The organism is Alkalibacter saccharofermentans DSM 14828, from assembly GCF_900128885.1.
GTDB classification, from domain to species: domain Bacteria; phylum Bacillota; class Clostridia; order Eubacteriales; family Alkalibacteraceae; genus Alkalibacter; species Alkalibacter saccharofermentans.
In genome coordinates this window covers 61,185-86,333 of the sequence record NZ_FQTU01000002.1, presented here as the reverse complement: position 1 = coordinate 86,333, position 25,149 = coordinate 61,185, and the positions used below count along the sequence as shown (strand labels likewise).

At 40.7% G+C, this 25,149-nt stretch carries 31 protein-coding genes and 1 pseudogene; 12 read left to right on the top strand and 20 right to left on the bottom strand.

The annotated features are described in order from the left end of the window. The 4 genes from rnmV to BUB93_RS02220 are packed head-to-tail and all read right to left on the bottom strand — an operon-like array spanning nt 1 to nt 2,936. Nucleotides 1-540 carry a ribonuclease M5 gene (gene rnmV / locus BUB93_RS02235; RefSeq protein WP_073269446.1) on the bottom strand — a complete coding sequence of 180 codons (540 nt, stop codon included), beginning with the start codon at nt 538-540 and terminating at the stop codon, nt 1-3. After that, entirely contained in the window at nt 537-1,094 is a 558-nt protein-coding gene (locus BUB93_RS02230; RefSeq protein ID WP_073269445.1) for a manganese efflux pump MntP, read from the bottom strand. Before BUB93_RS02230 ends, rnmV begins: the two co-directional genes overlap by 4 nt. Beyond that, nucleotides 1,095-2,297 carry a CCA tRNA nucleotidyltransferase gene (locus BUB93_RS02225; RefSeq protein ID WP_073269444.1) on the bottom strand — a complete coding sequence of 401 codons (1,203 nt, stop codon included), beginning with the start codon at nt 2,295-2,297 and terminating at the stop codon, nt 1,095-1,097. It abuts the gene before it with no gap. A gap of 12 nt (nt 2,298-2,309) precedes the next feature. Then, nucleotides 2,310-2,936 carry an HAD-IA family hydrolase gene (locus BUB93_RS02220; protein WP_073269443.1) on the bottom strand — a complete coding sequence of 209 codons (627 nt, stop codon included), beginning with the start codon at nt 2,934-2,936 and terminating at the stop codon, nt 2,310-2,312. A 153-nt stretch (nt 2,937-3,089) separates the two neighbouring features. On the opposite strand from BUB93_RS02220, the gene hisZ reads away from it, so the two are divergent. From hisZ to hisIE, 9 genes are read left to right on the top strand one after another with little or no spacing between them, the layout of a single operon-like run. Continuing rightward, nucleotides 3,090-4,322: an ATP phosphoribosyltransferase regulatory subunit gene (gene hisZ / locus BUB93_RS02215; RefSeq protein ID WP_073269442.1), complete on the top strand. Its 1,233-nt coding sequence runs from the start codon at nt 3,090-3,092 to the stop codon at nt 4,320-4,322. Continuing rightward, nucleotides 4,319-4,954, top strand: a complete 636-nt coding sequence (gene hisG / locus BUB93_RS02210) for an ATP phosphoribosyltransferase (protein WP_073269441.1) — start codon at nt 4,319-4,321, stop codon at nt 4,952-4,954. Before hisZ ends, hisG begins: the two co-directional genes overlap by 4 nt. Before the next feature lies 1 nt (nt 4,955). Beyond that, nucleotides 4,956-6,245, top strand: coding sequence for a histidinol dehydrogenase (gene hisD / locus BUB93_RS02205; protein ID WP_073269587.1), 1,290 nt, complete (start codon nt 4,956-4,958; stop codon nt 6,243-6,245). Beyond that, the gene (gene hisC / locus BUB93_RS02200) at nt 6,238-7,308 is read left to right on the top strand and encodes a histidinol-phosphate transaminase (RefSeq protein ID WP_073269440.1); all 1,071 of its coding nucleotides are present in this window, start codon (nt 6,238-6,240) and stop codon (nt 7,306-7,308) included. Before hisD ends, hisC begins: the two co-directional genes overlap by 8 nt. Further along, nucleotides 7,301-7,885 carry an imidazoleglycerol-phosphate dehydratase HisB gene (gene hisB / locus BUB93_RS02195; RefSeq protein ID WP_073269439.1) on the top strand — a complete coding sequence of 195 codons (585 nt, stop codon included), beginning with the start codon at nt 7,301-7,303 and terminating at the stop codon, nt 7,883-7,885. Before hisC ends, hisB begins: the two co-directional genes overlap by 8 nt. 12 nt (nt 7,886-7,897) lie before the next feature. Then, complete coding sequence (hisH, locus tag BUB93_RS02190; RefSeq protein ID WP_073269438.1) at nt 7,898-8,503, top strand: imidazole glycerol phosphate synthase subunit HisH; 606 nt, start codon at nt 7,898-7,900, stop codon at nt 8,501-8,503. Further along, on the top strand, nt 8,500-9,222 hold the full coding sequence (gene hisA, locus BUB93_RS02185) for a 1-(5-phosphoribosyl)-5-[(5-phosphoribosylamino)methylideneamino]imidazole-4-carboxamide isomerase (RefSeq protein WP_073269437.1): 723 nt from the start codon (nt 8,500-8,502) through the stop codon (nt 9,220-9,222). Before hisH ends, hisA begins: the two co-directional genes overlap by 4 nt. Nucleotides 9,223-9,226: 4 nt before the next feature. Beyond that, complete coding sequence (gene hisF / locus BUB93_RS02180) at nt 9,227-9,988, top strand: imidazole glycerol phosphate synthase subunit HisF (RefSeq protein WP_073269436.1); 762 nt, start codon at nt 9,227-9,229, stop codon at nt 9,986-9,988. Nucleotides 9,989-9,990: 2 nt separating this feature from the next. Next, nucleotides 9,991-10,605 (top strand): bifunctional phosphoribosyl-AMP cyclohydrolase/phosphoribosyl-ATP diphosphatase HisIE, encoded by a 615-nt coding sequence (hisIE, locus tag BUB93_RS02175; protein WP_073269435.1) that lies wholly within the window; start codon nt 9,991-9,993, stop codon nt 10,603-10,605. Nucleotides 10,606-10,626: 21 nt separating this feature from the next. Here hisIE and BUB93_RS02170 read toward each other — a convergent pair whose 3' ends face one another. The 6 genes from BUB93_RS02170 to BUB93_RS02145 form a co-directional block, all read right to left on the bottom strand. Next, nucleotides 10,627-11,376 carry a tRNA1(Val) (adenine(37)-N6)-methyltransferase gene (locus BUB93_RS02170; RefSeq protein ID WP_242945285.1) on the bottom strand — a complete coding sequence of 250 codons (750 nt, stop codon included), beginning with the start codon at nt 11,374-11,376 and terminating at the stop codon, nt 10,627-10,629. A 255-nt stretch (nt 11,377-11,631) separates the two neighbouring features. Next, complete coding sequence (locus BUB93_RS02165) at nt 11,632-11,802, bottom strand: 4Fe-4S binding protein (protein WP_073269433.1); 171 nt, start codon at nt 11,800-11,802, stop codon at nt 11,632-11,634. 90 nt (nt 11,803-11,892) lie between these two features. Then, nucleotides 11,893-12,801 (bottom strand): PSP1 domain-containing protein, encoded by a 909-nt coding sequence (locus BUB93_RS02160; RefSeq protein ID WP_073269432.1) that lies wholly within the window; start codon nt 12,799-12,801, stop codon nt 11,893-11,895. Nucleotide 12,802: 1 nt separating this feature from the next. After that, on the bottom strand, nt 12,803-13,756 hold the full coding sequence (gene holB, locus BUB93_RS02155; RefSeq protein WP_073269431.1) for a DNA polymerase III subunit delta': 954 nt from the start codon (nt 13,754-13,756) through the stop codon (nt 12,803-12,805). Beyond that, nucleotides 13,756-14,433: a dTMP kinase gene (locus BUB93_RS02150; protein WP_073269430.1), complete on the bottom strand. Its 678-nt coding sequence runs from the start codon at nt 14,431-14,433 to the stop codon at nt 13,756-13,758. Before BUB93_RS02150 ends, holB begins: the two co-directional genes overlap by 1 nt. Then, entirely contained in the window at nt 14,430-15,815 is a 1,386-nt protein-coding gene (locus tag BUB93_RS02145) for an aminotransferase class I/II-fold pyridoxal phosphate-dependent enzyme (RefSeq protein ID WP_073269429.1), read from the bottom strand. Before BUB93_RS02145 ends, BUB93_RS02150 begins: the two co-directional genes overlap by 4 nt. 154 nt (nt 15,816-15,969) lie before the next feature. Here BUB93_RS02145 and trxA point away from each other — a divergent pair, with 154 nt between their 5' ends. Then, on the top strand, nt 15,970-16,299 hold the full coding sequence (gene trxA, locus BUB93_RS02140) for a thioredoxin (RefSeq protein ID WP_073269428.1): 330 nt from the start codon (nt 15,970-15,972) through the stop codon (nt 16,297-16,299). A gap of 69 nt (nt 16,300-16,368) precedes the next feature. On the opposite strand, the gene BUB93_RS02135 is transcribed toward trxA, so the two are convergent. The 5 genes from BUB93_RS02135 to bcp form a co-directional block, all read right to left on the bottom strand. After that, entirely contained in the window at nt 16,369-16,863 is a 495-nt protein-coding gene (locus BUB93_RS02135) for a hypothetical protein (protein WP_073269427.1), read from the bottom strand. 2 nt (nt 16,864-16,865) lie between these two features. After that, nucleotides 16,866-17,429: a Fe-S-containing hydro-lyase gene (locus BUB93_RS02130; RefSeq protein ID WP_073269426.1), complete on the bottom strand. Its 564-nt coding sequence runs from the start codon at nt 17,427-17,429 to the stop codon at nt 16,866-16,868. Nucleotides 17,430-17,442: 13 nt separating this feature from the next. Beyond that, nucleotides 17,443-18,285: a fumarate hydratase gene (locus tag BUB93_RS02125; RefSeq protein WP_073269425.1), complete on the bottom strand. Its 843-nt coding sequence runs from the start codon at nt 18,283-18,285 to the stop codon at nt 17,443-17,445. 109 nt (nt 18,286-18,394) lie between these two features. After that, nucleotides 18,395-18,556 (bottom strand): rubredoxin, encoded by a 162-nt coding sequence (gene rd / locus BUB93_RS02120; RefSeq protein ID WP_073269424.1) that lies wholly within the window; start codon nt 18,554-18,556, stop codon nt 18,395-18,397. A gap of 60 nt (nt 18,557-18,616) precedes the next feature. Beyond that, complete coding sequence (gene bcp, locus BUB93_RS02115) at nt 18,617-19,090, bottom strand: thioredoxin-dependent thiol peroxidase (protein WP_084116844.1); 474 nt, start codon at nt 19,088-19,090, stop codon at nt 18,617-18,619. A 126-nt stretch (nt 19,091-19,216) separates the two neighbouring features. Between bcp and BUB93_RS02110 the strand changes: the two genes are divergently transcribed. After that, entirely contained in the window at nt 19,217-20,125 is a 909-nt protein-coding gene (locus BUB93_RS02110) for a DMT family transporter (RefSeq protein WP_073269422.1), read from the top strand. 23 nt (nt 20,126-20,148) lie between these two features. Here BUB93_RS02110 and BUB93_RS02105 read toward each other — a convergent pair whose 3' ends face one another. From BUB93_RS02105 to BUB93_RS02095, 3 genes are all read right to left on the bottom strand, one after another. Beyond that, nucleotides 20,149-20,901, bottom strand: a complete 753-nt coding sequence (locus BUB93_RS02105; RefSeq protein ID WP_073269421.1) for an amino acid ABC transporter ATP-binding protein — start codon at nt 20,899-20,901, stop codon at nt 20,149-20,151. Further along, nucleotides 20,894-21,553, bottom strand: coding sequence for an amino acid ABC transporter permease (locus tag BUB93_RS02100; RefSeq protein WP_242945278.1), 660 nt, complete (start codon nt 21,551-21,553; stop codon nt 20,894-20,896). Before BUB93_RS02100 ends, BUB93_RS02105 begins: the two co-directional genes overlap by 8 nt. Before the next feature lie 76 nt (nt 21,554-21,629). Next, nucleotides 21,630-22,430: a substrate-binding periplasmic protein gene (locus BUB93_RS02095; RefSeq protein WP_073269420.1), complete on the bottom strand. Its 801-nt coding sequence runs from the start codon at nt 22,428-22,430 to the stop codon at nt 21,630-21,632. A gap of 244 nt (nt 22,431-22,674) precedes the next feature. On the opposite strand from BUB93_RS02095, the gene BUB93_RS02090 reads away from it, so the two are divergent. Beyond that, the gene (locus BUB93_RS02090) at nt 22,675-22,950 is read left to right on the top strand and encodes a PTS sugar transporter subunit IIB (RefSeq protein WP_073269419.1); all 276 of its coding nucleotides are present in this window, start codon (nt 22,675-22,677) and stop codon (nt 22,948-22,950) included. A gap of 34 nt (nt 22,951-22,984) precedes the next feature. Here BUB93_RS02090 and BUB93_RS02080 read toward each other — a convergent pair. Together BUB93_RS02080 and BUB93_RS02075 are read right to left on the bottom strand one after the other, a co-directional pair. Further along, nucleotides 22,985-23,915: pseudogene (locus BUB93_RS02080) on the bottom strand (sugar-binding transcriptional regulator). A gap of 127 nt (nt 23,916-24,042) precedes the next feature. Next, a complete protein-coding gene (locus BUB93_RS02075; RefSeq protein WP_159432050.1) occupies nt 24,043-25,110 on the bottom strand; it encodes a galactitol-1-phosphate 5-dehydrogenase in 1,068 nt (355 codons plus the stop codon). Between the last annotated feature and the right edge of the window lie 39 nt (nt 25,111-25,149).

Here is a 25,149-nt window from a genome sequence, read left to right as displayed (position 1 = left end):
TCAAACCTTTTCTTTTATTTTGTTTACAGCCTTCAGCAGTACTTCTTCGCTTATTTGGTACGCATTTATCCTTTGAAGAAACTGTTTTCCGTTTGCGTATCCAATACCCAGGGCTTCCCCTGTCTTTTCTCTCATTGCCTTGGCATTGTTCCCATAAAGCAGGCCTAGCTTTCCGATGCTTTCCGAAGTATGGATCGCCTCACCTTCAACAACCGTCTTAACATCTTCAAGCGCTTTTATGATTGCTTCCGGAGAGGCATTTTCAATTCCAATGTTTCCATTTTTGGTCCCCTCATCCCTTGGCAGGTAGGCGTGTTTGCATCCCGAAACTCTGTCATTTATCATTCTTCTGATTTTCTCTCCTGCAAAATCTGGATCCGTAAACACTATAACGCCCGTACGTTCTACGGCGTTTTGTATAATTTCGTAGGTCTTTTCTTCAAGGCCAAGGCCGCTGGTCTGAATTATATGTGCATCCACCGCTCTCTTAACAGCTGCTATATCGTCCTTGCCCTCAACCACTATAAGTTCTTTTATCATATGATCGCCAAGCCTTCCAAAAGAATCTTGCCACCAATCAAAATCAACACTGAGCCGCCAAAAATCTCGGACCCTGCCTGAAACTTATGCCCAAGGCTATGCCCAAACCTGGCTCCTACAAAGCTTATCACAAATGTAGTTAGTGCTATAACTCCTGCTATCAGCCATATATTTACATCTAAGAAAGCAAAGCCTATTCCCGAAGCCATGGCATCGATGCTCGTTGCAATCGCCAATGTAAAAAGGTATCTGTTGCTGAGCTTCCCGGTTCCACACCTGTCTTCCTCTCTAGACTCGAGAATCATCCTTATCCCGATGAATACCAACAGCCCAAAAGCTATCCAATGATCCACCGTCCTGATCCGGTCTGCAAAGGTCGCCGCAAGAAAATATCCCATCAAGGGCATAATCCCCTGAAACAATCCGAAAAACAGGGCGATCTTTCCCTGTAGTCCCAAAGTTTTTGCCTTGTTAGAAATTCCGCATGAAGCCGCCACTGCGAAGGCATCCATTGAAAGAGCCACCGCAGTGCTCATCATAACAAAGGTGCTCATCTATATGTTCTCCTCTAATTTTATTCTATCCACCATTTCAATAAGTTCCTTCCTTCTATTTAATTCAGGAGCTTCAATGACGACTTGCAATAGGTGGTTAAGGGTCTTTCCTATGCTTTCGCCTTTAAACCCTTTTTCCTTTAAATCATTACCTCCTATTTCAAGGTCTACTACCTTTCGGGGAAGCTCACCCTCTAAAAGCCTCCTAATCGTCATCTTCCATGGGTGGTTTTTGCCTAAGGCATCCTCTAGTTTTAAAAACAGCCTTAGCATTTCGTCGGTATACTCGGGAACTTTCTTAACAAAATCCTCATGTCTTTTAACTCTTTCATAATCATACAAAGCTATGACTTGGTTTATTATTATCCTCTGATACTTCAGCCTCTCTAAGATTGTTTTCACTTCTTCCCTTTCAGCTATGGGACGCAGCAAAAAATAAACCCTCAGGGACAGCTCAGGCGCGGACTCTTCAAAGTGTTTGACGTACTCGTCCCATCCTTCTTCCCCTGGAGTGACCAGCTTGTCGAGTTCAGGTATAATAACCCTTACAAGATGAAGCCTGAATAAGAGCTCAACTCCTCTTTTTGCTCCTTCACATATAAATATTCTATCAAATTCCGCCTTTATCCTCTCGCTGCTAACGCCGGGAAGATCTGGATCGTTCATTATGGATTTGATTATATCCTCATGGATTAAATAATTGTTCTCACAGGCAATCCGTACTGCTCTGAGCTTTCTGAGACGGTCCTCCTTGAACCTTACCTTAGCCCTGCCTATAGTCCTTAAGAGCCTGTTTTTCAAATCTTCCATCCCGTTAAAATAATCATATACGTTAAGGTCCTTATCAAGAGCTATCGCATTCATGGTGAAGTCCCTTCTGCTGAGATCGCTTAAAAGGGAATCTGAGTAAAATACCATGTCCGGCCTTCTTCCGTCGGAATATCTGTGTTCCAACCTAAATGTGGTAATCTCAAAGGGTTCGTCGTTAAACAGCACTGTAATAGTGCCGAAATCTATCCCCGTCTCAATATGTCGTTCGAATATGGTCTTTATCTCCTCAGGCTTTGCATCCGTGGTAAAATCAAAATCTTTGGGTTTCTTGTGGGATAAAAAATCCCTGACAGCTCCCCCAACCAGGTAGCATTTATAACCCTTTGATTCGATATAATTCATCAATCGGTATACATTTTCGGGCAGATTCATAGCCTCTCCTCGCTAACCTACGATTTCAATCAAGCTTGTTAGATCATCTATCATATAGTCCGGGGATTCCTTCAAAAGAGCTTCTGGATAGTTGTATCCCCATGTGACTGCAGCACATTTTACCCCTGCTTTTTTGCATGCCGCAATATCCCTGCTTTCATCACCTACATAAAGTATATCACTTTTTGGTATTGAATACTTTCTGGCAGTAGAGCTAATCTTTATTTCCTTGCTCATAAGGGGCGAAGACTCAATAAAATCAAAACAGTCTATGTTTTGGTTCCTCATAAAAGCCTTTACATTTCTATTTGAGTTAGAGGTTATTATCCCCATTACCTTTACCCTTTCTTTAAGTTCAATCAAAATTTCTTCCAGCTTTTCATCAAAGGGTTTTATGGTATGCATCTCGTTTTTCAGAAGCTTTTGTCCATGCTTGATGATCTTTGGCAACTTTTTTAAAGGTATCTCAACTGTTTCGATTATTTCCTTTATATTAAGATGCTTGATCTTATGTAGCTCTTCTCTGGTTATGCTCTTGTAGCTGTATTTTTCTGCAAGGCTGTTGTATATGTAAAGCGCACGTTCCTCGGTGTCTGCCAAGGTTCCGTCAAAATCAAATATGACGCATTGAAATGCCATTTTATCAAATCCTTTTGTGTTTATTCCTTTTGAATAGTACTATTATAATATAGTTTAGTTAAATTACTATGATTTTTATTGACTTTTTTGACCGGAGCCTATATAATTTTGCTATACTTTATCACACTAAAGCAATAAAGCGGAGGGTTGTTTATGATTAATTACTATATAGATGGTGTCAACGACATACATTTTCAGGAGTTTTTAGGCTATGAAAGAATAAATGAGGAAATTGAACAGGTCATGCGAAAGTTTGGCTACAAGCCGATATTGACTCCAAATTTCGAATACTACGATATGTACAACATGGATCAGTCTCTCTCTAGAGATAAAATGTTCAAGCTTATCGACAAAAACGGCAAAGTGCTTGTTTTAAGGCCGGATGCAACGATTCCCATATGCAGGATGGCTGCAAACACATTTAAGGACCCAAAAGAAGTCCTCAAGTTCAGCTACATAACAACCATATTCAGAGAAGACAACAGCAAGACAAATTATAAAAAAGACTTCATACAAGGCGGCGTTGAGTATTTTGGCAACAATTCCCCGGATTGCGACGCCGAAATAATAGCAGTAGCGATTTCCATGCTGTTAAACCTAGGTCTAGACAAGATTCACATCGACATAGGCCAAGTCGCTTTTCTGGACGGCTTATTCCACGGGCTGGATCTTACAAAGAAGGAAAAAGAACGCGTAAACGAGCTTATAGAAAACAAGAATCTAGGAGACCTCAAGCTTTATCTCAACAAGCTGCAGATTTCTCCCGAAGTTTTCGAAACGATATTGAAAATCCCCATGCTATTCGGTTCTTATCAAAAGGTGATACCACAAGCAGAAAAGCTCTGTAGGAACGAATCGATGAAAACAGCACTGGACAATGTCAAGGAAGTCTATAAGATGCTAAAGCTCTACGGTTTGGAAAAGTACGTATACCTTGACTTTGGATTCACTAATCAGCTAAATTACTATTCCGGCCTTATATTCAAAGGTTATGCTGAAGACTGGGGAGATTCAATACTATCTGGAGGACGCTACGACCAGTTGTCCTCCACTTTCGGAGTGGAGCGTCCGGCCATAGGCTTTGGAATCAATATAAGCTTGCTTACAGAGATCATAAGTGCCGAAGAAAACAGCCAAGACTACTTTGACGCACTAATAAGGTACGATTCCAGCCAGACTCAAAATGCACTGTCTCTAGCTTCGCTTCTAAGAGATCTGGACTTTTCAACAGACTGCATAAACAAGGACTATTCCATCGATCACGAGGCCTATCGGTTTATTTTTGAATACGATGAAGCCGGATTAAAGGTGTCAACCAATGAAAAAATCTCTCCCATAACCACCGAGGAGGCAATCGACCTTTTGAAAGGAGAATCAGATCTATGAAAAACTTAAATATAGCCTTGGCAAAAGGCCGTGTGGCCTCAGCTGCCATGAAGCTTTTGATTGATTGCGGGTGCGAGTTTCCCGACTACAGCAAGGAAAGCAGAAAACTGATATTCCATGATAAAAAGAACAATATAAAGGTAACTTTGGTAAAATCTCCGGATGTTCCTGTGTATGTGGAAAAGGGGGCAGCGGATGCGGGAATTGTGGGCAAGGACATCCTTCTTGAAGACAAAGCTGACGTCTATGAGCTGGTAAACTTGAATATCGGCAAATGTGATATGTGCGTTGCCGGATTTGCAGATAAAAAGCCTGATTACAGCAAAAAAATCACCGTTGGTACCAAGTATCCCCACATAACTAGAGACTATTTCAACAAGCTTGGAGTATTGACTGATATAATCAAGCTTAACGGTTCTGTTGAGCTTGCCCCCATTATAGGCCTTTCAGATATCATAGTCGACATCGTGGAAAGTGGAAAAACCCTTGAAGAAAATGGCCTTGTAGTGCATGAAAAGATGTTTCCCATAAGCGCCAGGTTCATAGCCAACAAGGTTAGCCTAAAAACCAAGTTCGAAGAGATACAGTGGGTCATAGATTCCCTTGGCTCTTTGGTGGAAAGGGATGAGTGAAATGGATACAATCATTATGAATACCCTAGATATAACTCAAGATAAAGTTGACTACATCCTGAAAAGAAATCACGCCCAGAACAAGGCTATCGAAGACGCCGTTGCCCATATTTTAGATGATGTGCGTTTAAACGGCGACGCAGCAGTACTTAAATATACAGAAAAATTCGATAAAGTGGCACTTGAGACACTGGTAGTTTCAGCTTCTGAAATAGAAGAAGGATATAAGAGCGTAGACGGAGATTTTATTGAAACCTTAACAGAAGCCAGAGACAATATAGAAAATTATCATAGACATCAGATATCAAAGACTTGGATAAAAGACTTCTCTCCCGGTGTAAGGCTAGGCCAGCTTATAACCCCAATCGACAGGGTGGGGCTCTACGTACCCGGAGGCAAGGCCGGTTATCCATCTACCGTACTTATGGATGCAGTTCCTGCCAAGGTTGCCGGAGTTAAGTCCATCGTGCTAATCACTCCTCCCGGTAAAGACGGCAAAGTAAATCCATACATACTCGCCGCTGCAAAGATTGCAGGCGTTGACGAGATATACAAAGTTGGCGGAGCCCAAGGTGTGGCAGCTTTGGCATATGGTACCGAGTCTATAAAGCCCGTCAATAAAATCGTGGGTCCCGGCAATATTTACGTAGCTACTGCCAAAAAACAGGTCTTCGGCAAGGTGGATATAGACATGATAGCGGGACCAAGCGAAATCTGCATTATAGCCGGAAGTGATGCAAACCCCGATTTCATCGCAGCTGATCTTCTAAGTCAAGCAGAACACGACGAAATGGCCTCATCCATGCTGATAACTTGGGACGAGAAGCTCGCCCATGAAACAAAAAAATCTGTTTACGCACAAATGGAGGAACTGTCTCGAAAAGATATAATGAAAAAATCCATCGAAGATAACGGTAAAATATTTTTAGTGGATGATATTGACAGCGCAATAGCTCTTTCAAACTTGATCGCCCCTGAACACCTTGAAATCATGGTGGATGATCCAGAAAGTCTACTGAGCAAAATAACAAATGCAGGAGCCGTATTCTTAGGATCATACACCCCCGAGCCCATAGGCGATTACTTTGCGGGTCCAAATCACACCCTGCCTACTTCCGGAACAGCAAAATTTTCTTCACCACTGGGAGTATATGATTTTGTTAAACGAAGCAGCGTACTGCACTACAGCAAAAAAAGCCTTGAATCGGTAAAAGACAAAGTTGCCGATTTTGCAGAAAGGGAAGGATTCACTTCCCATGCAAATGCGGTTAGGAGGAGATTTAATGATTGAAGATTTGATGAGGAGCCACCTAAAAGAATTTATGAACTACGTGGTTCCAGACAACGATTATAAATATGTCCTTAATGCTAACGAGAGCCCCTTTAACCTGTTTAAAGATCCAGATTTAAAGGATGGACTTTTTGATGAGTTGAAAGAATACAAGACAAACTTATACCCCGATGGCAGCTCACGTCTTCTCAGGGAAAAACTATCTGAATACCTTAAAGTTGATTCAGATAAAATCATATGCGCAAATGGCTCCGATGAGCTTATTCCCATGATATTTTCCGCATTTTTAAATCCAGGAGAAGCAGTAGTTTCACACTATCCTTCATTCGACATGTATAAGATATCCGCACAGATAGCTCAAGGGAATTTCGTACCTGTCAATGATCTTGAGGGACATGTCATCGATGTGGAGGGAATGATTTCTGCTGCAAAAGACTACAATGCTAAACTTATCTTCGTTTGTGTTCCCAATAACCCCACGGGACATGCCATTGACAAAAGGGATATAATAAAAATACTAGAAGAGTCCCCGGGAATAGTTGTTGTTGATGAAGCTTACGTTGAATTTTCAGATGCAAACTGTCTGGATCTTATCGAAAAATACGAAAACCTCATCATCCTTCGGACTTTTTCCAAGGCCTTCGGAATGGCAGGTCTTAGAGTGGGCTATGCCTTGGGGCAAAAAAAAATGATCGACATATTAAACAAAGTAAAGCAGCCCTACAACCTAAACTCAATTTCTCAGCTTATAGCTTCCTGGGCGATTGAAAATCGCAAGCCCATCATGGAAAAAATAAAGTACCTTTCAAAAGAACGGGATTACCTATACGCTGAACTTAAAAAAATATCCGGAATCACCGTTTACGACAGCCAGTCAAACTTCATCTTGATCAAAGTTGATGATGGGAAAAAAGTTAATGACGCCATGCTGTGTCAAGGTGTGCTGTTGAAGTACTTTGACAAAAAGCCAATGCTGGAAAATTGTTTCAGAGTCACCGTCACCACAAGAGAGGTCAATGACCTGGTTTTAAAAATTTTGAGAGGGGCCCTTAAAGATGCGTGAATCCACCATGAATAGAAATACAGGGGAAACTCAGCTTGCCTGTTCCGTCAATCTGGACGGCAAGGGAGTTTTTGATGGTAGTACCGGAATAGGATTTTTTGACCACATGCTCCATTTGCTCTCCAAGCACGGAGGTTTTGACCTGAATATTGAGTGCAAGGGAGATCTCGATGTAGACACTCACCATACCGTAGAAGACCTGGGCATACTTTTAGGCCAGTGCTTAAAAGAAGCCTTGGGAGATAAGAGAGGCATACGCAGGTACGGCAACTTCTACTGTCCCATGGATGAGGCTCTCAGCCGGGTGACGCTAGACTTAAGCGGAAGGGGATTCCTTGTGTTCAATGTGGAGTTGAAACGTGAAAAGGTGGGCAACTTTGAGACAGAAATGCTAAATGAGTTTCTCTACGCATTTGCCATTAATTCGGGCACTACCCTTCACGTGACCACACTATACGGAAAAAACGATCATCATATAATTGAATCTATATTCAAAGCCTTGGGAAGAGCATTAAGTGAGGCATGTCGCATAGAGCCAGGCTCTGACAGCATTCCTTCCACCAAGGGAATACTATAATCGGAGGTAACTATGATTGCAATAATCGATTACGGGGTTGGAAACCTTATGAACGTCTACAACGCCCTTAAAAAACTTGATATGGATGCGGTAATCACTGGCGATAAAAAAGTCATAGACAACGCCTCTGCTATCGTTCTTCCGGGAGTTGGCGCCTTTAAAGACGCCATGGACCATCTGGTAGAACACGATCTAGTGGAAACTATAAAGGACAACGCTTCAAAGGGGAAATACCTTTTAGGCATCTGCCTTGGCATGCAGATGCTCTTTGACAAGAGTTACGAAGACGGCCAGTGGGAAGGTCTAGGTCTGTTAGAAGGTGAGATTGTCCGTTTCGGAGATGGCTTAAAAGTGCCTCACATGGGCTGGAACGAACTTCACATCAACAAGCCTCACCCTCTAATCAAGGATATTCGAGACGGAGAATATGTGTACTTCGTTCACTCATATCATTTAGATCCCAAATACTTTGACGATGTACTTCTGTACACAGATTACGGGGTAAAGGTTCCTGCGGTCGTATGCAAGGACAATGTTATGGGAATGCAGTTCCACCCGGAAAAAAGCAGTGACACAGGAATAAAGCTGCTACAAAACTTCAAGGAGTTGATAAAATGATAGTATTGCCTGCAATAGATATTAAGGGCGGAAAATGCGTCCGATTAAAGCAAGGTCTTATAGACCAGGAGACAGCATATTACGACGATCCGGTTTACGTCGCTAAAATGTGGGAAAGTCAAGGAGCCGAGTATCTTCACGTAGTAGACTTAGACGGAGCCTTTACAGGATCTCAAACCAATATGGAAATCGTGAAAAAAATAGTGGACAGCGTATCCATACCTGTTGAAATCGGCGGGGGAATACGAACTAGAAAAACTGTAAAGGCTTACCTGGATTCCGGAGTATCAAGAGTCATTCTGGGTACCAAGGCTGTTGAGAACATGGATTTTGTAAAAGAGCTTTGCGATGAATTCCCTGACAAAATAGCTGTTTCTGTAGATGCCAAAGGAGACTTCGTGGCTATAAAAGGCTGGGTTGAAACCAGCGACAAGGAAGTCCTTCCCTTTTGCCAGACACTTGTCGAATCTGGGGTTTCCACAATAGTCTATACCGATATTTCAAGAGACGGGATGCTAAGCGGGCCCAATCTTGAAATGCTCAAGAAGCTAAATGACACCTTAGATGCAGATATCATAGCTTCGGGTGGAGTAGCAAACATCCAAAACATCATAGACCTGTCATCCCTGGGCTTATATGGAGCGATAACAGGCAAGGCTTTATACGAAGGCACTCTTACCTTAAAAGAAATTAACTCTCTCCCAGAGAAAGGCAGGTAGCGACATGCTTACTAAGAGAATCATACCCTGCCTGGACGTTGACAAGGGACGAGTCGTCAAGGGCAAGAAGTTTCAAGGAATAAAAGACGTTGCAGATCCAGTGGAGCTGGGAAAATTCTATTCTGACCAATGCGCTGACGAACTTGTTTTTTATGATATAACCGCCTCCCACGAAGACAGGGACATATTTATACACATAGTAGAAGATGTAGCCAGGAATATAAATATCCCCTTTACCATAGGTGGAGGAATACGAAGCGTTGAAGATTTTAGAAAGGTGCTTCTCGCAGGCGCGGACAAGGTTTCTGTAAATTCCGCTGCAGTAGTCAATCCCCAGCTAATCAAACAGGCAGCCCTAAGGTTCGGCAGCCAGTGTGTTGTGCTATCTATTGACGCCAAGCGAAATCAAAAGGGTTCCTGGGACGTATACGTCAAGGGTGGAAGAGAAAACACCGGAATAGATGCAATCGAGTGGGCAAAAGAAGGCCAAAGATTAGGGGCTGGTGAAATCTGCATCAACTCCATCGATACAGATGGTGTAAAGCAAGGGTTTGACCTGGAACTAAATGAGACTCTCTCAAGTTTATTAACCATACCTATAATAGCCTCAGGTGGCGCCGGCAATATGCAGCATTTTTCCGATGTCCTAAATTGTGGCGCGGATGCAGCTTTGGCTGCAAGCGTGTTTCACTACAAGGAAATCGCAATTGCAGACCTGAAGGAATTCTTGCATAAAGAAAATTTACCTGTTAGGAGATGCTTATAACAATGGATTTGAATACACTTAAATACGACGAAAAGGGCTTGATTCCTGCAATAGTTCAGGATGCAGATACCTCGGCGGTCTTGATGATGGCTTATATGAATGAAGAATCTCTAAAGAAGACGATAAAAACCGGTACGACCTGGTTTTACAGCAGAAGCCGCCAGAAGCTGTGGAACAAGGGAGAAAGCTCAGGAAATTTTCAAAAGATCATATCTATCGATTATGATTGTGATGAAGATACCCTTCTATTGAAGGTTGTTCCAGAAGGCCCAAGCTGTCACACCGGTGAGTACAGCTGCTTCTATCGAAGCATCACAGGGGATACTGCCTTTCAATCTGAAAATATGCTTAGCACACTCTACACAATTATAAAAGATAGACGAGACAACCCGAAAGAGGGATCCTACACCCAGTATCTTTTTGATAAGGGCGCAGACAAGATCCTGAAAAAAGTTGGCGAAGAAGCCGCTGAAACCATAATAGCGGCAAAAAACCAGTCCAAAGAGGAACTGATATACGAAACCAGCGATTTGTTTTATCATTTGATGGTTTTGCTGGTAAACCAAGGTGTGGAGCTCAACGACATAATGGAAGAACTCAAGAAAAGACATAAGTAACTAAATTAAAGTGGTTTGAAATCAAACCACTTTTTTATATATTTTTAGTATTTCCTCGGTGTAGGTGCCATCTTGGTTGTACACCACGATCTCTTCACCTAATTTTATTCCAGGATTTCCTCCCTTTACTCCCTCAATCAGTATCATGTTGGGTTCCTTCCCTTCATGAGGTCTGACTTTGATCATCTGCTTCGGCTCTATTCCATGTTCCCTCATGGCGCAAAATATATCTACGATTCTATGTGGCTTATGAACCAAATAAAATCTGCTTTTATCCTTTAGAAGTCTAGCAGCTGTCTTTGAAACATCTCCCATGCTGCATAAAATTTCATGCCTTGCTATTGCGACTTCCCTTACAGGACTTTTAAATCCCTCAGATTCATTCATATATGGTGGGTTGCTGACCACGATATCGTATGACCCGGGTATGAAAAGCTCCGGAGGATTTTTGATGTCTCCAACCACTATTTTGACTTCATCTTCAAGTCTATTTAGAGCTACGCTTCTTTTAGCCATATCTGCCACATATTCCTGAATCTCCAGTCCATGTATCTGCTTTGCTCCGTTATTTGCCAACAATATAGGGATTATGCCGCTTCCAGTTCCCAAATCAGCGATTTTGAAATTAGGCTTTGCCCTCTCCCCAGCCATCCAAGCCAGCAGTACAGCATCTGTTCCGTATCTGAAGAACTTCTCATTTTGAATAATCTTCAGTCCCTCTATGTGAAGGTTATCCACTCTCTCCTGTGCATTAATCAAGTACTTTTCCACAATATCCACTGCTTTCATTCGACTTTTATTTTACATGTTGTATATAACATATGTTCGGCACTAAATATAGTGACCTATCCACATATTCCACATTATTGTGCACACATTGTGGATAACTCCCCTGTTTTCTATGGGCTTTTCAACAGGCAATGTGGCCTTATCCACATTTATCCCCAACCCACATGTTCATATGTGTATAAGATTTTCTCCTGTAACAAAAAAAACCTCTATTCAAAGAGGTTTTTCTCGCAGTTATTATACAAGGTGTGGAGAATCCACTGGACAAACATCTGCACATGCACCACAGTCGATACATAGGCTTCCATCTACCACGTAGATTCCATCACCTTCGCTGATAGCGTCTACTGGACATTCAGGCTCACATGCTCCGCAAGAAATACAATCATCATTGATTACGTATGCCATTCTTTTCACCTCCTCTAATGTGATTGGTTGACAAAACCATTATATAATAAATATTATAAACAATAAACTGTTTTTTTGTACTAAATTTCCTTACTTTCCGTCCAGTTCCTTTAAAGCTTTTCTTTCTTCAGGCGTTAGTTCCTCTTTGCTTCCCTGGCCTTGTTTCTTTCCATGACAGCCCTTGCCACAGCCTGTCTTTTGAGTTTTAATTTCTTCAAGATGGTATTCCTTCAAAACAGCATCATCTCCATCGAGTTTAACTGTCACTGTTTCTCTTAGGACGTTAACCTTGAAGACTACACCTTTTCCATCCTTTGTGGATACTGATTGACCCTCCACCGGAAGTTTTTTGCACACATCTTCGTAAAAATCCTGCTCGTACTTTAAGCAGCACAATAGCCTTCCACAGATTCCTGAAATTTTTGTAGGGTTTAAAGATAAATTTTGTTCCTTAGCCATTTTTATGGATACCGGCTGAAACTCTCCAAGCCACTTGTAACAGCAGAGACCTATGCCGCATGGACCCAATCCTCCAAGCATCTTGGCTTCATCTCTGACCCCTATTTGCCTTAACTCTATCCTTATTTTAAATACTGATGCAAGGTCCTTCACTAGCTCCCGGAAATCCACCCTGCCGTCAGCCGTGAAGTAAAATATGACCTTGTTATTGTCAAATGTATACTCCACATCTATGAGCTTCATATCCAGCTTGTGCTCTTCAACTTTTTTCTTGCATATTTCCATGGCTTCAACTGCTTTTTCCTTGTTTCTCTGGTAAGCCTTGTCATCCTTGGGAGTTGCTTTTCTAATGACCGGCTTTATGGGTGATACTATATCATCTTCAGCAACCTTTTTTATATCTAATACCACCTGTCCGTATTCCATTCCTCTGGCTGTTTCAACTATTACATTATCCCCTTTGGAAAGCTTGAATTCCAAGGGATCGAAGTAGTAAATCTTGCCCGCCTTCTTAAACCTGACACCAACTACATCTATCATTTTATTCCTCCTGTATCCTCAAAAGCAGATTTTCAATCTGCAATGGCATATTCAAATTTATTTTGGTATTTGACTGTAGTTCCATAATCCCCTCTATTATATCATTTATCTTCCCCACAGTTAAATAATCTATATCACTATTTTCCTTGTACACTGTTTTTTCCACAAGTCTCTGTCTGAGATAAACTAACAGGTAATCCGTCAGCTCCAGCTCGTTAATTCCCTTATCTTTCGCTAATGCCGGAATTTGAAATATCTTATCAAATTCCCCTTTGCTGATACTGTCCATTGATGATGAAATGCTTTTGTAAATATCTATTTTACCCGGATCTTCCAATGCCTTCAAAGCTTCGCCCATTCTTCCCTGGGTAATCTGGTATAAAAACTTTATCTCGTTTATATCCGTGATTCCTTTTGCTTCCACAACATTTAAAAACTCGGTGTATCTCAAGGGCATAAAATTCAGAATCTGACATCTAGATAAAATCGTAGGCAATATGGAGCTTTTGCTATTTGCTATCAATAGGATTATAGTTCCTTCTTCCGGCTCTTCTAGTATTTTTAATATGGCATTTTGTCCGGGCACACCCATAGTTTCACAACTGTTTACTATAAAGATTTTTTTGTCCCCTTCATATGGTTTAGTGGCTGCGCTTTTTTGCAGCTGTCTTACTTGGCTGATTTTTATGGAATCGCCTTCTGCTCCGGTTTTTATCTCATGAATATCAGGATGGTTTCCCTTTTGTACCTTTAAGCATTGACTGCATAAACCGCAAGGCTTTGAATTTTTTTCTATGCAGAGTATAGCTTTTGCAAATTCCAATGCCGCATCTCTTTTTTGAGTGCCTTTTGGGCCTGCAAACAGGTACGCGTGGCTAAACCTTTCAGTTTCCACAACTTTTTTTAGAATGTTTTTATTCATCTCATTGCCGTATATACGTTCAAACATCTGCATCACCGGTTTTCCATTACTAATTTCATAATCTCTGAGTTTATTTCCCCTATAGTTTTAGGCACCCCGTTTTTCAAACAGTCTATTCTAGTCCAATAGTACTTGTCCACCATTTGAACTGCAGCCTCGTATGCATTTCTCAAATGAAGCTCATTCGATTCATGGATATCCTTTTGGGATTCATTCGTTATCTTGTTTTTCCTGTCTTTTATCCTCTCCATGCTAAAGGACGGAGGAATATCCAAAAACATCACCTTGTCCGGAATAGGTATCTTGTAGAGATTGAATTCCAAGTCCCAAAGCCAGTCTAAAAACCTCTGTCTTTCTTTTTGGTCTTTAATCTTGCACCCCTGGTGCATCATATTAGAGGTGGTATACCTGTCGGCTATCACTATACCCCCTTCATTGTAAAAGCTCTCATATTCGGTCTTGTAGGAAGCGTAACGATCTGCTGCAAAAAATGTAGAAGATATGTATGGGCTTACCTCATCCGGATTTTCTCCGAAATCACCTCTAAGATACATCTTAACCAGAGCCGAGCTTTCCTTCTCATATCTAGGATATGATATCCTCACGACCTTTTCTCCCCACTCCTCAAGCCTTTCGTACAGCAGCCTGCTCTGTGTCTCCTTGCCGCTTCCATCAAGACCCTCTATAACTATCAATCTGCCTCTTTTCATAATGTTTGCTCCTCGTCTAGAATATAGATCATCTTATCTTCGATCATCCCGTCAACCGAACCCTCTTTCATGGAATAAAGATAATCTGCCGCAGCATCGCTTACCATCTCTCCCGGACATACCACCGGTACTCCTGGTGGATATGGCACTAGATAGCTTGCCGATACTTTGCCCGCTGCTTTTTTTATGCTGACCATTCTTTTTTTCATCCTGTCAATTTCCCAAGCCTCCATAACCTTGTTTCCTGCTTTGGGAAATAGAGCTCTTTTGCTGTCTTCCAAGCTATCTTTAAATAGCCCTTTCTCACTGATATCCTTTAAAGCTGTAATCAGCCTGTCAACATCCTCAATGACGGTTCCAACTCCCATCATGCACAGTGCTGTTTTTCCGTCATCAAGCTCGATATCGATATTGTAATCCTCCGCAAGGATTTTTCCCACTCCTCCAGGAGCCAGCCATATTTTTGCCTTGTCCACCTGAAGAATCTCACGACTTATTTTATCATGAATAAGGGTGAATTTGGTTCCTTCAAGAGCTTTTTTAACTCTTTCATAGAATCCTTGGATTTTCTCCAGCTTTTTTTCTCCATTTTCATTCATGAACTTTACAGCTTCTTCCACTGAAAGAATTATTGGGTATGACGGACTAGATGTCTGCAACATAGCCATATGCCTTCTGATATTTTCCATATCTACCCTATCGCTTTTTACATGGAGGACAGCTCCTTGGTTTAAAGAGGAAAGTATTTTATGAGTACTGTGTATGGTAATATCAGCCCCAATATCTATGGATGAGGGTGGAAATTCCATGCTGTGTTTAAAATGGGCTCCATGTGCCTCATCGACGATAAGCAAAACATCGTGACTGTCGCATATATGCTTCACAGCATTCAGATCATCACAAGTTCCGTAGTAGGTTGGATACGTCATTACAAGCGCCCTTACTCGTGTTTTTCTCAGTTCAGCCTCTAAATGTTTTAAATCTATGCCGACTGGATATCCGTATATAGGATCCAGCACCGGATCGATGAATAAGGTTTTTAATCTGCCGTAGTATATGGCGCTGAATACGCTTTTATGAGAGTTTCTCGCCACTGCGACACAATCCCCCTCCCTGCAGGAACCCATTATCCCAGCCATTATGAGAGATGTGCTCCCATTGACGCTAATTATGCATTCCTTGCTTGCGTAAGATTTAGAAATCTGCCTTTCAATTTCCCTAATCTCTTTTTGAGGGTTGTTTAGATTGTCCGTGCCTTCCAATTCAGTAGTATCGAAATACTCCCAACCCAGTTTTGTGAAATCCCTGGATTTATGCCCCGGCATATGAAAATTGGCGTTTTTTCTCTTGGATTCAATATTTAAATAAAGTCTGCTTTTCATACTTGACCTCCGAGTTTCATTTTATCATAAGGCCCTCTCATTAATCATTATTTTATGGTATAATTTAAAATTGTCCCTGATAGAATTTTAAAATTTGATTATTGCCATCTAATAAGGGTAATAAAATACTAACAATACGAAAGGAGTTTGGGTAATGGCAGATAAAAACATTGTGATCCTTGACGAAGCGAATTTTGAAGGAGAAGTACTAAATTCAAACATTCCTGTTATGATTGATTTTTGGGCTGAATGGTGCGGTCCATGTCAAACGGTTATGCCCATTGTGGACGAGCTGGCAAACGAATTCGAAGGCGTTGCCAAGATTGCGAAGCTTAACGTGGACGAAAATCGCTCTCTTGCAATGAAGTACAGAGTAATGAGCATCCCCACAATTTTGTTTTTTAAAAACGGTGAAGAAGTTAAAAGAGAAGTAGGAGCCAAGAGCAAGGAAGAATACGTGGAATTGATTGATTCTCTTGTTTAAATGTTTTTAGTGACTTTCTCAGCACATTGAAAAAGAGAGGAAGAGCCTCTCTTTTTATTTGTTGCCTTTTTATTTGTTTTTTGTCACTTCTTTCTCAAGCTTTTCAACAAACTTCTTGCTGGCTTGTATTAGGATTTGAACTTTTTTTCCGTTCTTGTCCCATTCTACCGCATATTTAATCTTGTTTCTGACTCCCACCAAAGTGTAGTCTACCTTTCTGCCTTTTAGATCTTGTTTTTCAAACAAGGGCTTTATCTCGACAATGTCGCCAACAGGCACAGTAATTACCATCCTCGGCTTGAAAAACATGGCTTTATATATTACTAAATTATTATCTGCTACGATCATTTCATACCTCGGGAGCATTTTTCTCAATATAAACATCGTTATTCCCAAGCTTATCGCCACACCTATTGCAGAAACTATCGCCTGAGTAGACTGATCCAGGTTCTCAGTTATTATGCCATATCCTACTTGAAAAATTATTAAAGCCACAAAAATCGCTATCAGCTTTTTGGGGTTCATCACGTCTCTTTTGTTTATTTCTCTTGCCTTTAAAGCCATCTTTAATCCTCCAATGTTCTTTTGTATTTTTTTGTCTGAGTTATATAAAGGTTCTCTCCCGACGAATCTATGATAACCACCGCAGGAAAGTTTTTGACCTTTAGCTTTCTTATAGCCTCAGTTCCAAGCTCATCGTAAGCCACGACTTGCGCAGAGACAACAGATTCTTTTAACAAGGCTCCCGCCCCTCCTACTGCCCCAAAGTAAACTGCTCCATGTTCTTTCATGGCATTTATTACATCTTGGTTTCTCTCACCTTTACCTATCATTCCTTTTAGGCCTTTTTCGATCAGTTTGGGAGCGTAGCTGTCCATTCTCCCGGATGTGGTTGGTCCTATCGAACCAATGACATCCCCGGGTTTGGCAGGACACGGTCCAGCATAATAAATCGTTTGATTTTTGATGTCTATTGGCAAAGGCTTTCCGCTGTCCATTTCCTCCACCATTTTCTTGTGAGCTGCATCTCTTGCCGTATATATTATGCCATTTAACAATACTCGGTCTCCCGCCTTTAGTCCTGATGCCGTTTTATCGTCAAGAGGCAGGTTGATAATAATTTCTTTCATTATGACATTCTCCTTATATCTTGACTTTTATGTGCCTGTTCACATGACAGCAAATATTTACTGCCACAGGCAAGCCTGCTATATGAGTCGGAAACGTCTCTATATTCACGCCCAATACAGATGTCGTCCCTCCTAATCCCATCGGCCCTATACCTAGTCTGTTGAGCCTCTCAAGCAGTTTGTCTTCAAGATCTGCATAATATTGATTAGGATTTGGTTCATCTGCATCCCGAAGCAGAGCCTGCTTTGACAACAGGGCACACTTTTCCATCGTCCCTCCTATCCCTATTCCTAAAAACAAGGGTGGACATGCATTTGGACCTGCAAGAGCCACTGTTTCCGTTATAAACTCCACCACGCCCTCAACTCCTTCCGAGGGCTTGAGCATCTTTAATCTGCTCATGTTTTCACTGCCAAAGCCTTTGGCGGTCAAAGCTATTTCTATTCCCTCTCCCTCCACGATGTCGTAGTGAATGACGGCAGGCGTATTGTCCTGGGTATTTTTCCTCTCAATAGGATCAGAAACCACTGACTTTCGAAAATAACCGTCTTTGTAGGCTTCCTTTACGGCCTGGTTTATTGCCCGGGAAATATTACCCCCTACTACATGTACCGCCTGACCAACCTTCACAAATGCCGTGACCATTCCCGTATCCTGACAGATGGGCACCTTTTTATCTTTTGCTATTTCATTGTTTTTTAGTATGTCCTCAAATATTGATCTACCAACTTCAGATTCTTCCCTTTCTACTCCAGCAATTAATGCCGATGAAACATCCGGCGACAGCACGCAATTGATTTGAAGCAAGGCGTCGTATACTTTGATTTTTATCTCATCAATATGAATTTCTCTCATGATATCTTCCTTTACTTAATAATAACCCATTATATCATTACAACTGTTTTTTCGTCCAATAAAAAAACCCCTGTCACGTCATTTGACTGTAACATAGGGTTCTAATATTTTACTCTACTTCCTGGAAATCTTCTTTTCCAGCTCCACACAATGGGCATACCCAATCGTCTGGAATATCAGCAAAAGCTGTTCCCGGATCCACACCATTGTCCGGATCTCCTTCAGCCGGATCATAAATATAACCGCAGATTACACATTCGTATTTTTGCATTTGCAACTCCTCCTTGTAGTTTAATATATGCAATGGGCTTTTTAACCCTTGCTTTCATTGTCAGATTCTTAAGATGCACTCTTTAATTTCATTTCCATGGTCTTTAACCTTTACATTTAGAAATGCCTCTTGTATTATTCCCTCTTCGTCAATTACAAAGGTGCTTCTGGAAATCCCATAGTATTCTTTGCCAAATTTCTTTTTAAGAGCCCAAACGTCATAGGCTTTAATTGTCTCAAGCTCAGGATCGCTTAATAATATAAATGGCAATTCATATTTATCAATAAATTTCTGATGAGATTTTTCTGAATCCTTGCTTATGCCTACTATTATCGTATCCTTTTGTTGAAACTCTTCATATAAATCTTTAAACTGCAACGCTTCATCCGTACATCCAGGAGTATCGTCCTTGGGATAAAAATACAGCACTACTTTTTTCCCTTTAAAATCTTCTAGGCTATGCTCATTACCCAAATGGTCTCTAAGGGTGAACTGAGGAGCCATATCTCCTTTTTTCAAGCTCACATTAATCATCCTTTCTGATACTATAATATGATACCCAGGTGAACTCCCTTTAATCTATAATTTCATGTTCTATTTATTTTTTTTTATCTTTTGCTATAATATAAGCGGAGACTAAAATTTTTGGAGGTCACATTCATGGATAGAAATAAATCATATTTAGCTGCATCCTTAACTACGGTAATTTGGGGATTTTCATATATAAGCACAAAGATCCTTGTGGATGTAATAAGTCCTGATTTATTGGTTTTTTATAGGTTTTTAATATCGTCGGTATTTCTCATCATTCTTTTGAAGTTACGGGAAAAGAAACTATATTTAAACCTAGCGGATATCCCCAGGTTTATTTTCTGTTCCGGGATAGGGTATACCGCATACTTTTTATTGGAGAGCAACGGCATTATGCTAACAAATGCCTCAATATCTTCAATCATAATAGGGATGATACCCGTACTTTCCCTTCTCACCGATGTAGTCTTCTTTAAAAACAGACTGACAGCTGTCAAAATGGCAAGCGTCACCATGTCTTTTGCAGGCGTCATTCTTGTGATAGGAAGCCCTGGCTCCGGTGTTGTTGATCCTCTGGGGGTAGTATTTATTTTCGGAGCAGCTGTGTGCTGGATAGCCTTTAACTACCTAAACGGCCCTTTATATAGGAGCTATTCACCTCTTGCCATAACTACCTGGCAAACCATTATAGCTTTTATTAGCTTGTTTTTCATAGTCATGTTCAAAGAAGAAAGTTTCACATTAAATGCCAGCTTGGCGGAATTTTCTCATATTTTGTTTCTAGGTATTGCGGCATCTGCAGGTGGTTTTCTTTTCTATATATATGCACTGAAGCATCTTGGAGTGCTGTCTACCACTTTGTTTGTGAACTTCATCCCTGTTACCACTATGCTCACAGGAAGAATATTTCTTGGAGAAGTTTTAAGTGGAATGCAGTGGGCAGGTGGATTTGTAATAGTCTTATCTCTTTACATCGGATCGATTTCTTCTGCTAAAGAGTCAGTTAAAGCTTTGGCCGAAAATAATAAAACCGGATAATCCATCGATTACCCGGAAATAATTTATAAAATCTTCTTTAAAAATGCCTTAGTCCTATCTTCTTTTGGGTCTGCAAATATCTGGCTTGGTTCTCCCTGCTCTACTATTCTTCCTTCATCCATAAATATGACCCTAGTGCCCACTTCCTTGGCAAATCCCATTTCATGAGTTACCACGATCATGGTCATTCCGTCCTTAGCAAGCTTTTTCATGACCTCGAGCACTTCTCCCACAAGCTCAGGATCCAGTGCGGAGGTCGGTTCATCAAAGAGCATTATTTTCGGTTGCATGGCAAGAGCTCTGGCAATCGCCACCCTTTGCTGTTGTCCTCCTGATAGCCTTGAAGGGTACTCGTCTTTTTTGTCTTCAAGTCCCACAAGCTTCAATAAATCATAAGCGATAGCCTTTATATCTTCTTCTTTGAATTTTTTTACGATTTTAGGTGCTATCGTTATGTTCTCATAAACCGTTAGATGTGGAAACAGATTGAACCTCTGAAAGACCATCCCCAGTTCAGTGCATAGTTCCTGGACTTTTTCCGCCGGAATATCCTGAAGGTCTTTGCCCATCTCCCTCTGATCTGCAAGCTCCCCATCTATGTAAATCTTGCCGCTTGTAATCCTCTCAAGCTGATTCAAGCAACGAAGCATGGTGCTTTTGCCGGAACCGCTGGGGCCAATGACGCAAACCACTTCTCCCGGATTAACCTCAAGATTTATATCTTTAAGCACTTCTAAATCTCCAAATGACTTATATACATTTTCTAGCTTAATCATAAATTGAATACCTCTTTTCGATCCTCTCGAAACCCAGCTGTACGATAGAAGTTAAAAACAGATACACTACAGCTGCGTATATGTAATAATACCATCTTCCTGTCGCATTTGACATCTGGTTGACTGTACGCAAAAGATCAAACAGACCAATCGAGGCGACAAGTGAAGTATCCTTCAGCAACATTATAAGCTCATTCCCAACTGGTGGTATGAGCCTTCTATAAGCTTGAGGTATGATTATTTTAAACATTGCCTGGTAGTAGCTCATCCCCAATGCCTTTGAAGCTTCCATCTGACCTTTATCTATAGATTGTATGCCCGCCCGAAATATTTCAGCTAAGTAAGCCGCTGAGTTCAATGAATAGGCTACAGCTGCTGCAACTAATAAAGGCAGCCTGACAGGTGCTCCAAATACATCTAAGGTAAACAAGGGTATTGCATATACTATTATGAAAAGCTGCATCAAAAGAGGCGTGCCTCTGAATACCCAAACGTAAAACCATGTTATTGAATTTAGGAATCTGCTTTTAGATATCCTCCCCAATGCAAGGACAACCCCCAACATAATTCCTGCGATAATGGCGACGACAGTCAACTGTATCGTTACGATTGTCCCTTGAAACATCGCCATTACCTGAGGCGTAGTCAACAATTTAATCTTCCTTTCATTACATGAGCGAAATAAGCTTGCATAGCTCAATCCTATACAAGCTTACCCTTCAATTTAATTATTCTATTACATTCAGCTCTGTGTCAATATTTGAGGTATAGTCTTCTTTTAACCATTCTATCGATATTTGAGCCAGTGTTCCTTCTTCTCTCAATTCACTTAACGCCTGGTCTATTTTTTCCTTAAGCTCCACGTCGTCTTTTCTTATGCAAACGCCGATAGGCTCGTTTGTAAGCTGGGCAGTTGAAATCTCAAAGCTTGCCGGATCATTTCCTACATATTCGATTGCAACGGGATAGTCTACTACTATGTAATCCACATAACCTGCCTTCATAGCTGAAAAGGTCTGGATTATCTCATCGTATTTAATTAGCTCAATATCAAGCTCTTCCATGTATTTCTGAACCGCATTGTCTGCTGTAGTTCCAAGTTGTACGCCAACCGTTTTTCCGTCAAGATCTTCCGGGGATTGTACCGAAACGTCTCCAGGCTTTACGACTATTACTTGACCGTTAGCTAAATATGGCTCTGAAAACAAAAACGTCTCTAATCTGCTTGGAGTTATGCTTACTGAAGAAATGATAACATCATAGTTCTGAGTCTCAAGACCTTGGAATATGCCGTCCCATGCCGTTGATACGAATTCGACTTCCATATCTAGTTTCTCGCCAATTGCCCTTGCAAGGGCAATATCAAAGCCCACTAGTTCGTTGTTTTCGTCTCTGTACTCCATAGGCGGATAAGAATCATCTACGCCGATTCTCAGAACGTCTCCTCCAGCTGAATCTGAAGAACATCCTGCAAACATCAATATCGCCGACAATAAAAGCACAGCCATAATCAAAGAAATTTTTTTCATTTTTATTACCTCCCCAAAATTTATATTTTACTGTCTTTCCCTTTTCTATCAACAGTTTTATTAGTTTTTTATTATATCATAACCTTCAGAATAAATATACATTTTTTGATGTGTAAAATACATGTCGTTTTTATTCTTTTCAGCAAGATATTTTCACTTGAACATTTGTTCACTAGTATTACTTTTGATGAATTTATGATATAATCTAATTGAAAGTTTAAAGTTTATTAAGGAGGCGTAACAGATGAAAATTATGATGGTAGGCGGCATAAACGACAAAAAAGCAGAAAAATTGATCGGTGCAATCAAAAAAAATATCGGCAGCGATACCGAAGTTGTAAACGTGAATATTTTTACACAAAAACCTCTGGAAGAGGAAGAAAAAATAAACCCGGATGTAATAGTAATGCTGAACAAACAGAGCTTTTCGTTCAAGGCACCTGTCGTAGATGGTCTTGGACTTATCTATCCTCAAATGGGTGAAAAAAAGGTTTACGAGGAACTTAAAAAACACCTGTAACAAATAAAAAACCGAGGCGGATGCCCTGGTTTTTTTATTTGTTATCAGAAAGTATGCTCTTCGCCGTTTCTTCATCAGTTATCAAGGTATTTATGTATCCACCTTTAAGTCCGGCCCTTAATGCCCTTTTCTTTTCCTCCGGTCATGCACACAACCTCAGGAATTTTCTTAAACGTTTCAGGCTCAATGCCCATTACCGATTTGTTCAAGTCGCAATCTAAAATATTTCCATTTTCATCAAAATACCTTAAGCTTATATTTCCAACGCCGCCGAGCTCAAGTATCTCCTCGTAGTCTGATTCGTCTATCAACGTAGTTTTTAGAGACGAAGAGTATTTGCTTACTTCACCGATGCTCAAAAATACCACATCACAGCTTTCAATCTGCTTAAAAACTTCTTTTATTGATTCTTCCTTTAGATACTCTTCCTTTATGAGCGGGTTTTTAACGAAGGTAGGAGCAAATAAAAAGTAAGTCTTTGCATTTAATTTATCTCCTATCATCCTGGTTATTTCATCAGATTTGCGCGGTCCATCCTCGGAGCTCATTCCACCGACAAGCTGAGTAACAGATATGTCTTGGAATCTATTTGAATTCGATGGCAGGTTTGCAGAAAGATGGTATAGCGTCTTTCCCCAGGAGACACCTATCTTCAATCCGTCTCTTAGTATATCTACAAGGTAATTAACCCCTTCCATCGCCAAAGCCTCATATAGATTTTCACTCTCAAGAGCTTTTACTACTATAGCTCTGTCAAGATTGAATTTTTCTTCAAGTCCGCTTTCCAGCTCAGCGAAGCTTTCATTGTATCCTTCAATATTTATTTTTACGATTCCTTCTTCTCTTACTTTTTTTAGCAGTCTGTTGACCCTTTGTCTAGACATCTTCATTTTATTTGCAATCTCATTTTGTGTATAATCCAGCCTGTAATAGTAGTGCGCAATTTTTATCAGCAGATTTCTCATGTCTTCCATATTAATTCCCCTTTAAGCAAGCCCTTTTATATACATTATAGCTCAATTTCTATATTTATGAAGTGTATTTTTATATAAATACATATAAAAACCCCATAAGATTTATGGGGCGATATACTTATTCGGGCAACTTTTCATTGATATATATCAAAACCTTGTTGAAATATTTATCTCTTGTCTTAACGACCTCAAATGCATCCTGTGCTTTTTCAAGGGGAAATCTATGGGTAATCATATGGTCTGCCTTCACTTTTCCGCTATTAAGATAATCTATGCCAACCTGCCATTCGTCAATGGGAAGTTCCTTGTAATCATAGCACCAGGATCCCTTTACAGTAAGTTCTTTTCTTAGTATTCCTTCAAATACCTTGTCCCCTATGGTCACATCTCTGTGAGGTGTTCCCATGAACACGACTCGTCCTTGCTTTGCAGCCACCAGGATGCTGTTTTCAACGGCTTGAACGGCTCCAGCAGATTCTATGACCACATCTGCCATTAATCCGCTTGTAGCTTCTTCTACGACTTTGAAAATGTCATCTTTGGTAACGTTGACGCAGATATCGGCACCGGATTCTTTTGCGCAATCCAACTTTTCTTCCATGAGATCTGCAGCTATGACAGTTCCCGCACCATACACTTTTGCAAGCTGTACCATGAAATTACCGATAGGTCCAGCACCCATGATGCATACTGTATTTCCAGGCTGTATGTCCGCTTTAGACAAAGTATGTATGCCAATGACCAATGGATCGATGGTAGCCGCCAAATCAAATGGCATTTCCTGCGGTAGCTTTATCACATTTTTTGCAGCCACATTTACATATTCTTGATATCCTCCGTCGGATCTTGAACCGAGGTAGTCATATTCTACGCACATATTTTGATGTCCGGATCTACAATATCTGCAAACCCCACATGTAACCATAGGATTGATGACTACGTGGTCTCCTACATTCACATTAGTGACGCTTGATCCTACCTTCTCAATTATCCCACAAAATTCATGACCCAGTACAGTTGGAAATTTCCATGTACCGGTATGCCACATTCTTTCAATATCTGTCCCACATATGCCTCCTACCATAGGCTTTACGAGAACCTCTTCTTTTTGGATACTAGGAATATCCCTTTCTTCGATTTCAATTAAGCCTATTTCCTTTAAGACAGCTGATTTCATTTTCCCCATAGCCATTCTCCTCACATCAATTTGATTCTTTGTGCATTT